The organism is Flavobacterium sp. HSC-61S13 (genome assembly GCF_024171535.1).
GTDB lineage: Bacteria > Bacteroidota > Bacteroidia > Flavobacteriales > Flavobacteriaceae > Flavobacterium.
The window spans coordinates 56,518-69,006 of sequence record NZ_JALJZV010000006.1 but is presented as its reverse complement, the minus strand read 5'-3'; the positions used below and the strand labels follow the sequence as shown (position 1 = coordinate 69,006).

The following is a 12,489-nucleotide window of genomic DNA, read 5'->3' as shown; positions in this document are numbered from 1 at the left end:
AGATCCTTATTAATAAGCTTTTAGAGTACACGCACTTTTCTAATGTTGCCATATGGGCTACTATACATGTAAAATCAGTTTTTGTAGGTTCCGAAAAGTCGATCCCATATCGAGCTGTAAAATCCAAAATTGCGCTGTTCGTGCAAATGATGTTGGTTGTGAAATTTTGTAGTTCCCAAAAAACAGTAGTCGGCCCACTTGGGAAAAAATTCGCGATTCAAATGACCTAAGGTTCCCCAGATCAGATTTATCGTGATATATAGTGATAGTGCATATACAGAGAAGTTATAACTGGCAAACACCATAATCATCATCAGTCCAAAACCGACCGTTTCAAACGGATGCAGTACAAAAAGACTTAGATAATTAGTGCTGTTGTGTTCGTGGTGTTTTTGATGCAGTAATTTATAGATAAAAGGCGTATGCGCCACATAGTGGAAAACGTACATCAGAAAATCCATGATAAATATTATCGCCAACGTTTCTAGGGTAATTGTAACTAAAGAATCGTCGGTTTTCCAGCTTAGAAAACCTTGTTTCCACAGATAAACAGCCAACAACATCAGCAGACTATTGAGAAGTACGGTTAGTATGCTCAGGTAGATGTCGGGACGGCTAATGGGGTGATCATTCTGTTGCAACTTATCTTTACGACAGCTTTTGTCGATAAAAAGATACAAGCAGATAGATAATGAAAAAAGGGCTATATTGGAAATCAGACTAAAAATAATCCAGGTCTTAGGCGAGAAGTTTTCGATGATAGCAATCAAAGTCATCCTATTGTTCGTTAAGTATTAACGGATAAAAGTACGAAATTCACAGCCATTTGCATGACGGTTCTTATTTGTTGATTTTTAAATTATCCTAACTGCCTTAGTAATGGTTTGATTTTTAACAGCTAGCATCTTTTAAAATTTATTTGTTTTTTATAGAACTACTTAATTTAGTTTAATAAAAATTAACTAAAAGGGTGTTTTTTACTTGTGTTTCAACGTTAATTATCAGTATATTTACTATAACAATAACAAATACTACACAAATGAGAAAAGCTACACCTTTTTTACTGTTTTTAATTTTTACGATTGTCGGATTTTGGAACAGTTCATACGCTTGTACACGAGTGGTCTATAAGGGGCCTAATGGAACGGTAATCACGGCGCGATCTATGGATTGGAAAGACGATATCCAAGCTAATCTATGGGTGTTTCCACGCGGCATGCAACGCAGTGGAGAAGTAGGTCCTAATTCTGTAAAATGGCAGTCTAAGTATGGTAGTGTTATTAGTACAGCTTGGGATATTGCTACAGCCGATGGTATGAATGAAAAGGGATTAGTAGCGAATATTTTATGGTTAGTAGAATCAAAATATCCTAAATTCGACGGCAAAGGAAGCGAGAAGGGAATTTCAATTGCGACCTGGGCGCAGTATGTGTTGGATAATTTTGCTACAGTAGGCGAGGCTGTTAAACATTTAGAAAAGGAACCTTTTGTGGTTGTTAGTGATTACATACCGGGTACTCAAAAGTTTACAACTTTGCACTTGTCAATTTCCGATGCTCAAGGTGATAATGCTATTTTTGAATACATCAACGGTAAATTGATGATTCATCATGATGCGTCTTATACGGTAATGACCAATTCTCCAGTATTTGAGGAACAATTGGCTCTGAATAGTTATTGGAAAGGAATTCCTGGAACCATTATGTTGCCGGGGACCAATAGAGCTGCTGATCGTTTTGTGCGGGCATCTTATTATATCAATGCGATACCTCAAACGGATAATGTTCGCCATGCTATTGCCAGCGTATTTAGTGTCATCCGCAATTGTTCGGTACCCTTCGGAATTTCGTCGGAACAAGAACCCAATATTTCTTCAACCCGTTGGCGCTCGGTTTCCGATCAAAAGAATTTAGTTTACTATTTTGAAACGGTATTAACGCCAAATACGTTTTGGGTAGATCTTAAAGATTTTGATTTGAGTACAAAAGGAAAAGTGATGAAATTGAGTTTAGATGATTACAAAACCTATAATGGAAAAACCAATAAAGAATTTAAAGTGGCAGAACCATTTAAGTTTTTAGGAATTTAATAAGTCTTTATTATCTTTAGATAAGTCTTAAATATATAAAAAAAGGATTCCTAAAACAGGAATCCTTTTTTTATATTGTTTTTAGGTGTTTAATCACGAAAAACGTCTTAAAATAAATACAGTGCAAGATGTGATAGAGCCAGTAATAAACATAAAGGACTAAAGTATTTGCTGTCCAACTGTGCAAAGAGCGATGATTTATAGCGTTTGCTAAATCCCACATAGCGGAAATCTCCGATACTGCGTAGACCAAAAATCAGAGCAATGATCAAAATACCGTATTTTAAATAAATCAGTTTAAGATCTAAGGTAATCCATTCCGTATACAGTAGATTAATACACCCAAATAGAAATAGTCCTAAAGCGACAATTAAAGTGCCCAATTTACTGGGTTTAAATAGTTCTTTCCCTTTCTCATCAGTAGGTACGGCGGCAATCATGCCCCACGTACCGCCTAACACCCAATAAATATGGAGTAGGCCCAAAAAAGCAAATACCAGTGCATTGAGTAGTGATAATACCATATAATTTTTTTTTACAGCAGTTATAGCCTAACAAATTTCGGTATTTTAATGGATTTTAAAGTCTTTTTTAGCATATTATTTTTTGCGCTTTTGAATCTATTTGCACAACGTATCAAAGGCTGAAATAAGTCTGCATTTAAGAAAGGGAAAGCGCATATTTAATGTAGGCTTGAGCGCTTTCTTCTACAACTTCTGGCGTCGGTTCGTGTTCTACATCATACCAACAAAAGATATCGACTAATTCGGCACCTATGTATTGTGCTGTCATTTGAAAGGGTAAGCAGAGCTGTTTTATGGTCCCTGCGTATAAGCCATCTATGCGATAATCAATTTCTTTAATGCCGGCTGTTATGGCTAGGGCTATTTTTTTGTTCTGCATCTTGTCACCAGTGGAACCGTATGCCCAACCGTGTAATAATACTTCATCAAGCCATTGTTTTAATAGCGGAGGGCAATTAAACCAGTACAAAGGATATTGGAAAATAATTATATCGTGTGCTTCGACTAGTTTTTGCTCGGATTCAACATTTATTTTTCCGTCGGGATATTTGTCGTATAAAGCATGTACAGTAAATTTATCGGGATATTTTTGCAATTCCATAATCCAACGACTGTTAACCAGTGATTTTTCAATTTGAGGATGGGTGACAATGACCAGTTTTTTCATAAGTATTTTATTTATATTACAAAATTACGGGACTCTATGTTGCTGTACAATAAGGGATAAAATTCTATCTAAGTGATAAATTCAGCACAATCAAAATCATTAGGTAATGGTAATTTTGTCCATAGACTTAGTCAATTATTTGTATTTTTACGCAAATGAAAGTGTTATGTATCAGCGAAAAATACCCTTAGATTTTGAGTGTGGAACGGGAATTGCCTTGGAGGTGATCCTTTCAAAATGGAAATTTTGCATACTACAGGAAATTAGTAAAGGAATTAGCAGACCAAAGGATTTGATGGAAGCTATACCGGATATAACCAAGCGAGTTTTACACGAGCAGTTAAAACAATTGGAATTTCACGGTATCGTGTCAAAACAGATATATCCCGAAGTACCACCAAAAGTAGAATATGCAATTACTTCGATAGGTAGGGAGGCATTGCCTATAGTGCAAGCTGTTAACCAATGGGGATTGGACTTTGCACCTCATTTAAAAACGCTTTTAGGTAAGGCGGGTAAAACTTAAAATAAGTGCGAATATATAACGAATCTCAAATTGGTTCTAGTTTATAAACTGCTATGTGATTTCGTGTATGGTAAAACATATACAAATTTAATTTTTTATGCATTCCTATTCTTAATGTTAAAAATAATGTAATTTTTTATTTGTTTTTGAAGAGATAAGCGCTAATTTTGCCATTTATTCAAAAAAACAATAAATTATGAGAAAAATTTTATTTCTTTTTTTAGGATTTGCATTTCTAACATCTTGCGGTAGTGATGATAGTGCTACTATACTGACCTATCAAGAGGCAATTGTTGGAAAATGGTTGTTGGTAGATTACAACGATGCTGAAAACAGCGATATATCTAAAATTTTAATAGAAGAACCATGTGCTGCTAAAACCTTTGTCGAATTTAAATCGGATTTAGTTTTTGTAGAATCTTCTTTTGGAGGCAAGGATTGTAGTGAAGTTGAAATCAGTACTGTAAATTATGAAATTGTTGATAATGTGATGACTACTATAAGTAAAGGAGATGGTGCAACTATAGGATCAGATTCTGTCATCAAATACTATATAAAAGAGTTGACAGCATCCAAACTTGTTATTCAGGGTTTTTATTACGATGATGGAGTAGAAGGAAGAATCCCGGAGTTGAAAGAGAAAGATTTTTACACACTTACTTATAAAAGAATACAATAAGTTTGACGCATAGATCATAATGCTCTGGAAAGCCAGTGTTCATTTTTAATTGAAATCATCAAATACGTTTTACCAGCAGCACTAAAAAAGCAAGTAAACGTATTAAAAAATAGATATAAGACATAAAAAACTCCCTATATGGGAGTTTTTATTTTTATTGATTGGAAGCTTTTTTTAAGGCTGATCCTCCTGGTAGGTTCATCTTATCGGTAATTGCCGAAATTTCATCCAAGCTAAAATTACCTGTCAGCATCAGTATCACGGTTTCAGTTTGTCCTGATCCATCTGAGAACATCAAAAGTTGTTTGATATTGCTAGCAGTTGCGCCTGGGTTAACATAGATTTTTACCTTGGCTCCTTTATCTGTAACAGTCATTAGATTGTCAAAAGTTTTGGCAGTGACAAAGTTTTCGGCCGCTGTTTTCATTTCACTGCTTAAGGCTGAATTCTTTGTTGAGTATACCTTAAGGGTTTCTAATTTTTTTATCAGGTTGAGATACGCTTGGTTTTCTTTGTTTGAAGTGTCAATTTTTACATTAGACATCATATCAAACATTTTCTTGTTCACACTGATGGTGCTAACGTTATCCAGATCTTCAAATTTATTGAACTCCGTTTGAGCTAAAGCAGAGTAGCTCATCAAGGAGAGTCCCAAAATTCCTAAAATATTTTTGTAATTATTTTTCATCATAGTTGTTTTTAATAGAATCTAATCCTTTGTTTATTTGTGTCGATAATAACTGCAATGCTTTTTCCGTTTCAACCGTAGTTTCCGGATCGGCTACAAGGATACTGTTTTCTTGTTGTATTTTTTGTTCTTTGCTTTTCTTCAAAGACACGTATGACAGACCAATAGGAATTAAGAAAAGCAAGGCAATACCGATAATCATCAGGTTTTTCTTCGAGGATTTTGTGTTTTTATGTGTTGTCAAAATACTTTTTTAGTTTTAATTGCTGTTTAAAAACCTGTTTAGATCTTACTTTACTTAAATATAATCAAATTCTTTGCCATAAAAAAATGCTTTCCATATTTGGAAAGCATTTTCTTATAGGAATCGAATGAAATTAGTTTTTATAAAAACTTGAAGTAGCAATTCCTCCTTCAAATTCTGTTATTTTTTCTCCTTTTAAATTATATACAGCAACTGCACTTTTTGATTTGAAATCCAATGCATCAGCTGTAAATATACGTCCGTCAATAACGTCAAACGCATAAAGAAAACCATATCCAGATCCTTTGATAGAAAACATAGGTTTGTAATCAACGGTCGTAGCTAGAGGTTCCCACGAGTAGATATCATTATTTGATACATAGTAAAGTTTGTTTTGATCAACTCTTAATTTTTGACCATTTACGACTTTAGTAGATGTGAATGTAGTCATAACCGTATCCACTTCGGCATTGATTTTATAATAATTCGTACGAGTAGGGATACTGCTGATAGCATATACAAATCCCGTATTAGAAACGATGTCTTGTAGTGCATCATTAACTTTAATGGTTTTGGAAATTTCGTCTGAGCTCGTATTGATGATCACAATTTCATTACCTACACTGTAAGCTGCTTTCTGAACATATATTTTGTTGTTTTCAGAGATAATACGCTCCACAGGACCATTTAATTTGATTTCTTTGATAAATTCATAAGTATCTGAACTGTATATTGTGATAGATTGACTAGCAGCATTGCTTACATAAGCTTTACCTGAAGCAAAAGCAACATAACGAGGTTGTGCAATTTTTTCAGTGATAGTACCTAATGATTCGAAAGTATAACGATTAACGACTTCAACTTTATTCGAATTATTGACAACGATAAAGGCTTTATCATTTAAAAAACCCATACTTTGAGCAACATCTCCTAATACGGATTCATCTTTGGTATAGGCATCGTGCTTTTGATTGGTAAGGGTATTGCTTACGATATATATACTGGAGTTTGATAAACCGAAATTACCTTCATTTAACATTAAGACGGTATTGCTGTAATTGTTTTTCTTGATTTCTCCTACAAATGGATCATCCGATTTGCTACATGAAATAAAAAAGGTAACAGAAAGTGCTAAAAGAATTATTTTTTTCATTTTATAAATTGGTTTTGTGTTGAATCAATATTGAGTCGTTGACGATATATTTCGCTTTAACAAAATATAAACATTATTTTGTTTTTTCAAAATTATACTGAATTATTAAAATAACAAGTTTTCTTCCCTTTTTTTTACTGATAATCATCAATTTTGTTTTTTTAATTTCAAAAGTGGCCCTTTTGGAAGTCTTTTAGAAAATTATAAACCCAAAATCCAAGTTTGCAAAGATACAAACTCTATGAATCAGGATTTATATTTTCGTAAAATAAACCTACATTTGTAAAAATCATCACCAATGAAAAAAATAGTTCCGGGATTGTTTATCATGTTTTTGTTTGTAGCAATTAGTTGCAAGCAAAAGGAAGTGGTTCAAAAAACCACGTCGGTTCAAAATTCGATAGAACATGCCGATGGATTTGAATTGTATGAATACGAAGATTTTTCGATTTTAAAAGTCACTAGACCTTGGCCAGGCGCCACGGAAGATTTGGTTTATGTATTAAAAAGAGCAGGCACCACTGTGCCGGATTCTTTGGTGAAATACCCGGCAATTTCAATACCGATTAAATCGGTCCTAGTGACTTCAACGACTCACTTACCGGCTTTGGAAATTTTAGGCGAGCTCGAAACACTTAAGGGGTTTCCCGGTTTAGATTATATCTCTTCTGAAATGATCCGAAAGCAAATAGATGCTGGAAAAATACGGGAGATCGGTCAAAATGAGTTGTTAAATACTGAAATAATATTGGATGTTCATCCCGATGCATTAGTCGCGTTTGGAATGGATGGTAATAATACGGTTTTAAAAAGTATAGAACAGGCTGGTGTATCTGTGATTTATAATGGCGATTGGGCCGAACAAACACCTCTTGGCAAGGCAGAATGGATTAAGTTTTTCGGAGCTCTATACGACAAAAGCGCTTTGGCAACGACTACGTTCAAATCTATTGAAACGAATTACAATCAAACTTTAAAGGAAATCAGCAGCATTAAAAAGCTTCCTACGGTATTGAGTGGTGCGATGTATCAAGATGTTTGGTATTTGCCACAAGGACAAAGTTGGGCAGCGGTGTTTTTTAAAGATGCACAAACCAACTATCTATGGAGTCAAAGTGAAGGCACAGGAAGTTTGTCCTTGTCGTTTGAGGCGGTTTATGAGAAAGCTCAAAATGCCGACTTCTGGATCAATCCCGCTCAATTTGAAACCAAAGAACAACTGAAAAAAGCAAACCCGCATTACGCCAATTTTGAAGCCTTTAAAAACGATAGGGTGTATTCGTTTTCAGCGAAAAAAGGAAAAACTGGTGGGGTCCTGTTCTATGAATTGGGACCAACACGTCCGGATTTGGTTTTAAAAGATTTGGTTTCTATAGTACATCCCGAGGTTTTTCCAAATTATCAAAGGACTTTTTACGAAAAGCTACAATAAAACATGTTTAAAAAAGAAAACAGATCACTCTCATTTTATATCTGGTGTTTACTACCGATTTTGCTGTTTTTTTTTATTGCAAACATCAGTATTGGCGCCATACAAATTCCTTTTAAGCAGGTGGTTTATTTGCTTGCAGGTCAGGATATCGAGAAAGAAAGCTGGCGGTATATCGTTTTGAATTATCGATTGCCCAAAGCGATCATTGCCATACTCGTCGGAATCGCCTTGTCGGTAAGTGGTTTGTTGATGCAAACTTTATTTCGAAATCCGATGGCAGGACCCTATGTTTTAGGATTGAGCTCTGGAGCGAGTTTGGGGGTTGCTTTTGTTATCTTAGGGGCGTCCTTTCTTCCTGTTTTTCTGCAGAATTTATTTATGTCATCCGCCGGTATTGTAGGTGCTTCTGTATTGGGGAGCTTTTCGATATTGTTGTTGGTTTTGTTGTTAGCACAAAAGGTACAAGACTCGATGACTTTGCTAATTGTCGGATTGATGTTTGGTAGTTTTGCCAGTGCTGTTGTAGGAGTTTTAACCTATTTTAGTACTGCTGACCAATTGAAGCGCTATACGTTTTGGTCGATGGGTAGTTTAGGGAATTTAGATTGGCAATCCGTATCTTTTTTCGCTGTGGCGGTATTAGTGGGCTTGGCTTTGAGTTTTAGATCGATTAAAGCCTTGGACGCTATGTTGTTGGGGGAACGTTATGCGGCTAGTTTGGGAATACCGGTTAAAAGCGCGCGATTAACCATTATTTTAGCAACCAGTGTTTTGGCAGGTGCTTCCACAGCCTTTGCTGGACCGATCGCTTTTGTAGGTTTGGCAGTTCCTCATATCGCTCGACTTTTATTTAAAACAACCAGTCACAAATACCTGACCTTAGCCTCGATGTTGCTAGGAGCCATTCTTATGTTGCTTTGTGATATGATTACCCAGTTTCCCGGTCAGGCGTTTGTTTTACCGATCAATGCGATTACTTCGATACTCGGCGCACCGATCGTGGTGTGGTTGATTTTACGGAAAAATTAAGGGCTAACTCAACACTTCAAGCAGCTTATCAGTACTCCTTTAAATAAAAGCAACTGGTATATTTAACCCGGTTTAAAACAAATCCGCAAATCTGCAAATCGACGAAACTCCCTACAGCTAATTCTGCGAAAAATAAATCGTAGTTTCACCAGATTTCAATTATCTTTGCCGATTGTAAAAAGGCTATATGAAATTCGATTTATTACATACCGATCCACAATCCAGAGCAAGAGCTGGAAAATTAACTACTGATCACGGAGTTATTGAAACTCCAATTTTTATGCCCGTTGGGACTGTCGCTACCGTAAAAGGAGTGCACCAGCGCGAGCTAAAGAACGATATCAATCCAGATATTATATTAGGAAATACCTATCATTTATATTTACGACCACAAACAGCTATTTTAGAAAAAGCTGGTGGTTTGCATAAATTCATGAACTGGGACCGTAATATCTTAACAGATAGTGGAGGTTTTCAGGTATATTCTCTTTCTGATAATAGAAAGATTAAAGAAGAAGGGGTGAAATTCAAATCACATATCGATGGATCTTACCATTTCTTTTCACCGGAAAACGTTATGGAAATTCAACGTACCATTGGAGCGGATATTATCATGGCTTTTGATGAATGTACACCTTACCCTTGCGATTACCGTTATGCGAAACGCTCGATGCACATGACTCACCGTTGGTTGGATCGTTGTATTTCACATTTGGAGAAAGTACCTGTTAAATACGGTTACGACCAAACCTTTTTTCCAATTGTTCAAGGGAGTACTTATAAAGATTTGAGAGCACAATCAGCCGAATACATCGCTAATGCAGGAGCAGCAGGGAATGCTATCGGTGGATTATCAGTTGGAGAACCGGCTGAGGAAATGTATGAAATGACTGAGATCGTTACAAATATTTTACCTAAAGACAAACCGCGTTATTTGATGGGTGTCGGAACTCCGATCAATATCTTGGAAAACATTGCTTTGGGAATTGATATGTTTGACTGTGTGATGCCGACGCGTAATGCGAGAAATGGAATGTTATTTACTTCCAAAGGGATCATCAATATTAAAAATAAAAAGTGGGCAGATGATTTTTCTGTTATTGATGAAATGGGACATACTTATGTGGATTTAGAGTACTCTAAGGCATATTTGCGCCATTTGTTTGCTGCCAATGAATATTTGGGTAAACAAATTGCAACCATTCACAATCTTGGATTTTATATGTGGTTGGTTCGCGAGGCACGTAGACAAATCTTAGCGGGCACATTTACTGCGTGGAAAGATAAAATGGTCAAACAATTAGGAGAAAGATTATAGCTGTAAGATCAGACAATTTTATATATTTAAACCTTGGTAATTGATTTGTTGCTGAGCGCGTTTGCTGTGTTGTCGGAATCCAGTGCCATAGAACCATTAAAAGAAAATAAAAACGACCTATGAAAATAATTGATTGGTATATTCTTAAGCGTTATTTGGGAACGTTTACCGTGATGTTGTTGCTATTTATTCCTATCGGAATTGTAGTGGATGTATCAGAAAAAATCAATCGAATATTAGAAAATAAAGTACCTCTTGCTAGTGTATTGGCTTATTATTTGGATTTCACCATTTATTTTGCCAACATGCTTTTTCCGATTTTGTTGTTTTTATCGGTGATTTGGTTCACCTCTAAATTGGCTAATAACACCGAAGTTATTGCTATCTTGAGTTCGGGTATATCCTTTAATCGGTTTTTAAGACCTTATATAGTAGGAGCAACTTTAATCTCTGTTTTTGCCTTGTTGATGGGACTTATTTTGGTTCCAAAAGCCAGTGTAGGATATAATGATTTTAAATACAAATACTTAAAAAGGAATTCTGAGGTTCGTGAAACGCAGAATGTATATAAGCAGATTAGTCCTAATGAGTTTATATATGTCAGCAATTTTAATTTTGAAACCAAAACAGGTTTTAATTTTACACTAGAGAAGTTTAAAGACAATAAACTGTTGTATAAAATTAAATCGAGTAGGATCACTTGGAATCCAGAGAAGAAAGACTATACCTTATCTTCTTACAACAAGCGAACTATAGGTGAGATGGGTGATGTTTTAGAAAAAGCAGAAACAAAAGACCTGAAACTCGATTTTGATATTGAAGATTTAACTCCAGCGGTTTATGCAGCGGAGACCATGACCTTGGGTGAGCTTAATAAGTTTATTGAACGCGAAACCATGCGAGGATCTGCAAATATCAACTCGTATTTGGTCGTGAAGTACAAAAAGTATAGTGTACCGGTGTCTACCTTTATTTTGACGATTATTGCCGTATCGGTTTCTTCGATGAAGAGAAGAGGAGGGATGGGAGTCAATCTGGCAGTAGGAATCTCTTTGGCCTTTACCTATATATTCTTTGATAAAATATTCGGGACTTTGGCAGAAGCCTCTACCATACCCCCTTTATTTGCCGTTTGGTTTTCCAATATTTCCTTTGGAATATTAGCTATAATTTTATTGAGAAATGCTAGGAGATAATTTAAAAAGCTACCTAAATTTACATTTTATTGTTTTTATTTGGGGCTTTACAGCCGTTTTAGGCCAACTGATTTCCTTAGAGGCCTTGCCATTAGTTTGGTATCGTATAGCCATTGCCGTGAGTTGCTTGTTTGTATATTTTATGATTACAAGACGGCAAATGACCAGTTCTACAAAGAGTATTGGACTTTTTTTATTAGCAGGTATTGTCATTGCAGTGCATTGGTTAACTTTTTTTGGAGCTATTAAAGCCTCCAATGTGTCGGTTACCTTAGCTTGTATTTCTACAGGAGCCTTTTTTGCCTCGATCTTGGAACCTATTTTTTACAAACGCAAGGTCGTTTGGTATGAAGTGGTCTTTGGATTGATCGTAATCTTGGGACTAAGTATTATTTTTAGTGTAGAAACCCAATATTTGACCGGTATTGTTTTGGGGTTGATTTCCGCTTTTTTATCGGCTGTTTTTTCGATCATCAACGGTAAGTTTGCACAAAAACACGACCCTGGAATTATAACCTTTTATGAACTCCTCGGTGGTTTGTTAGTACTGACTATATTCCTTGCATTATCTGGAGGTTTTACCAAAGAATTTTTCACCGTACAATCTTCTGATTGGTTGTGGTTGATCTTGTTAGGGTCTTTTTGTACGGCCTATGCTTTTTTGGCTTCGGTTAAAGTGATGAAGTTTTTATCGCCTTATACAGTGATGCTGACCATCAACTTGGAGCCGGTTTATGGTATCTTATTAGCGGTGTTGATTTTTAAGGATAGTGAAAAAATGACTCCTGCATTTTATATCGGTGCTTTGCTGATATTATCAACAGTAATTCTCAACGGAATTGTCAAGAACGCAAAAAAAACCAAAGTAATTAAAAATTAGTCTTTGCAATGAGGAGGAAAACTTTATCTTTGTCGCTTAAACTGAACTAAAAATTTTTCTCTAA

General features: G+C 35.6%; 14 protein-coding genes. 8 read left to right on the top strand and 6 right to left on the bottom strand.

The window, feature by feature from the left end; genetic code table 11:
- Window positions 1-74: 74 nt before the first annotated feature.
- Window positions 75-776: a sterol desaturase family protein gene (locus tag L1275_RS07540; protein ID WP_253471434.1), complete on the bottom strand. Its 702-nt coding sequence runs from the start codon at window positions 774-776 to the stop codon at window positions 75-77.
- Window positions 777-1,039: 263 nt separating this feature from the next.
- On the opposite strand from L1275_RS07540, the gene L1275_RS07535 reads away from it, so the two are divergent.
- On the top strand, window positions 1,040-2,089 hold the full coding sequence (locus L1275_RS07535) for a linear amide C-N hydrolase (RefSeq protein ID WP_253471433.1): 1,050 nt from the start codon (window positions 1,040-1,042) through the stop codon (window positions 2,087-2,089).
- Window positions 2,090-2,196: 107 nt separating this feature from the next.
- On the opposite strand, the gene L1275_RS07530 is transcribed toward L1275_RS07535, so the two are convergent.
- Entirely contained in the window at window positions 2,197-2,613 is a 417-nt protein-coding gene (locus tag L1275_RS07530; RefSeq protein WP_253471431.1) for a DUF3995 domain-containing protein, read from the bottom strand.
- A 136-nt stretch (window positions 2,614-2,749) separates the two neighbouring features.
- Window positions 2,750-3,280, bottom strand: a complete 531-nt coding sequence (locus tag L1275_RS07525; protein WP_253471429.1) for an NAD(P)H-dependent oxidoreductase — start codon at window positions 3,278-3,280, stop codon at window positions 2,750-2,752.
- Window positions 3,281-3,386: 106 nt separating this feature from the next.
- Between L1275_RS07525 and L1275_RS07520 the strand changes: the two genes are divergently transcribed.
- Window positions 3,387-3,806 carry a helix-turn-helix domain-containing protein gene (locus L1275_RS07520; protein WP_253471427.1) on the top strand — a complete coding sequence of 140 codons (420 nt, stop codon included), beginning with the start codon at window positions 3,387-3,389 and terminating at the stop codon, window positions 3,804-3,806.
- 196 nt (window positions 3,807-4,002) lie between these two features.
- Entirely contained in the window at window positions 4,003-4,485 is a 483-nt protein-coding gene (locus L1275_RS07515; RefSeq protein WP_253471425.1) for a lipocalin family protein, read from the top strand.
- Between the two features lie 154 nt (window positions 4,486-4,639).
- Here the strand turns inward: L1275_RS07515 and L1275_RS07510 are convergent, their stop codons facing one another.
- From L1275_RS07510 to L1275_RS07500, 3 genes are all read right to left on the bottom strand, one after another.
- On the bottom strand, window positions 4,640-5,173 hold the full coding sequence (locus L1275_RS07510) for a DUF4252 domain-containing protein (protein ID WP_253471423.1): 534 nt from the start codon (window positions 5,171-5,173) through the stop codon (window positions 4,640-4,642).
- Complete coding sequence (locus tag L1275_RS07505; RefSeq protein WP_253471421.1) at window positions 5,163-5,417, bottom strand: hypothetical protein; 255 nt, start codon at window positions 5,415-5,417, stop codon at window positions 5,163-5,165. Before L1275_RS07505 ends, L1275_RS07510 begins: the two co-directional genes overlap by 11 nt.
- Before the next feature lie 133 nt (window positions 5,418-5,550).
- Window positions 5,551-6,570, bottom strand: coding sequence for a YncE family protein (locus tag L1275_RS07500; RefSeq protein WP_253471419.1), 1,020 nt, complete (start codon window positions 6,568-6,570; stop codon window positions 5,551-5,553).
- Window positions 6,571-6,868: 298 nt separating this feature from the next.
- Between L1275_RS07500 and L1275_RS07495 the strand changes: the two genes are divergently transcribed.
- The 5 genes from L1275_RS07495 to L1275_RS07475 all read left to right on the top strand — a co-directional run bounded on the left by L1275_RS07495 (window position 6,869) and on the right by L1275_RS07475 (window position 12,425).
- Entirely contained in the window at window positions 6,869-8,002 is a 1,134-nt protein-coding gene (locus L1275_RS07495) for an ABC transporter substrate-binding protein (RefSeq protein ID WP_253471417.1), read from the top strand.
- Window positions 8,003-8,005: 3 nt separating this feature from the next.
- Window positions 8,006-9,031 (top strand): iron ABC transporter permease, encoded by a 1,026-nt coding sequence (locus L1275_RS07490; RefSeq protein WP_253471415.1) that lies wholly within the window; start codon window positions 8,006-8,008, stop codon window positions 9,029-9,031.
- Window positions 9,032-9,218: 187 nt separating this feature from the next.
- The gene (gene tgt / locus L1275_RS07485; RefSeq protein WP_253471413.1) at window positions 9,219-10,349 is read left to right on the top strand and encodes a tRNA guanosine(34) transglycosylase Tgt; all 1,131 of its coding nucleotides are present in this window, start codon (window positions 9,219-9,221) and stop codon (window positions 10,347-10,349) included.
- A gap of 119 nt (window positions 10,350-10,468) precedes the next feature.
- Window positions 10,469-11,545, top strand: coding sequence for an LptF/LptG family permease (locus tag L1275_RS07480; RefSeq protein WP_253471411.1), 1,077 nt, complete (start codon window positions 10,469-10,471; stop codon window positions 11,543-11,545).
- Window positions 11,532-12,425, top strand: coding sequence for a DMT family transporter (locus tag L1275_RS07475; RefSeq protein WP_253471409.1), 894 nt, complete (start codon window positions 11,532-11,534; stop codon window positions 12,423-12,425). Before L1275_RS07480 ends, L1275_RS07475 begins: the two co-directional genes overlap by 14 nt.
- Window positions 12,426-12,489 lie beyond the last annotated feature (64 nt).

Bases quoted from the DNA above. Each gene is read 5' to 3' on its own strand.
- L1275_RS07540 (WP_253471434.1), bottom strand. From the start codon at position 776: ATGACTTTGATTGCTATCATCGAAAACTTCTCGCCTAAGACCTGGATT.
- L1275_RS07535 (WP_253471433.1), top strand. From the start codon at position 1,040: ATGAGAAAAGCTACACCTTTTTTACTGTTTTTAATTTTTACGATTGTC.
- L1275_RS07530 (WP_253471431.1), bottom strand. From the start codon at position 2,613: ATGGTATTATCACTACTCAATGCACTGGTATTTGCTTTTTTGGGCCTA.
- L1275_RS07525 (WP_253471429.1), bottom strand. From the start codon at position 3,280: ATGAAAAAACTGGTCATTGTCACCCATCCTCAAATTGAAAAATCACTG.
- L1275_RS07520 (WP_253471427.1), top strand. From the start codon at position 3,387: ATGGTAATTTTGTCCATAGACTTAGTCAATTATTTGTATTTTTACGCA.
- L1275_RS07515 (WP_253471425.1), top strand. From the start codon at position 4,003: ATGAGAAAAATTTTATTTCTTTTTTTAGGATTTGCATTTCTAACATCT.
- L1275_RS07510 (WP_253471423.1), bottom strand. From the start codon at position 5,173: ATGAAAAATAATTACAAAAATATTTTAGGAATTTTGGGACTCTCCTTG.
- L1275_RS07500 (WP_253471419.1), bottom strand. From the start codon at position 6,570: ATGAAAAAAATAATTCTTTTAGCACTTTCTGTTACCTTTTTTATTTCA.
- L1275_RS07495 (WP_253471417.1), top strand. From the start codon at position 6,869: ATGAAAAAAATAGTTCCGGGATTGTTTATCATGTTTTTGTTTGTAGCA.
- L1275_RS07490 (WP_253471415.1), top strand. From the start codon at position 8,006: ATGTTTAAAAAAGAAAACAGATCACTCTCATTTTATATCTGGTGTTTA.
- tgt (WP_253471413.1), top strand. From the start codon at position 9,219: ATGAAATTCGATTTATTACATACCGATCCACAATCCAGAGCAAGAGCT.
- L1275_RS07480 (WP_253471411.1), top strand. From the start codon at position 10,469: ATGAAAATAATTGATTGGTATATTCTTAAGCGTTATTTGGGAACGTTT.
- L1275_RS07475 (WP_253471409.1), top strand. From the start codon at position 11,532: ATGCTAGGAGATAATTTAAAAAGCTACCTAAATTTACATTTTATTGTT.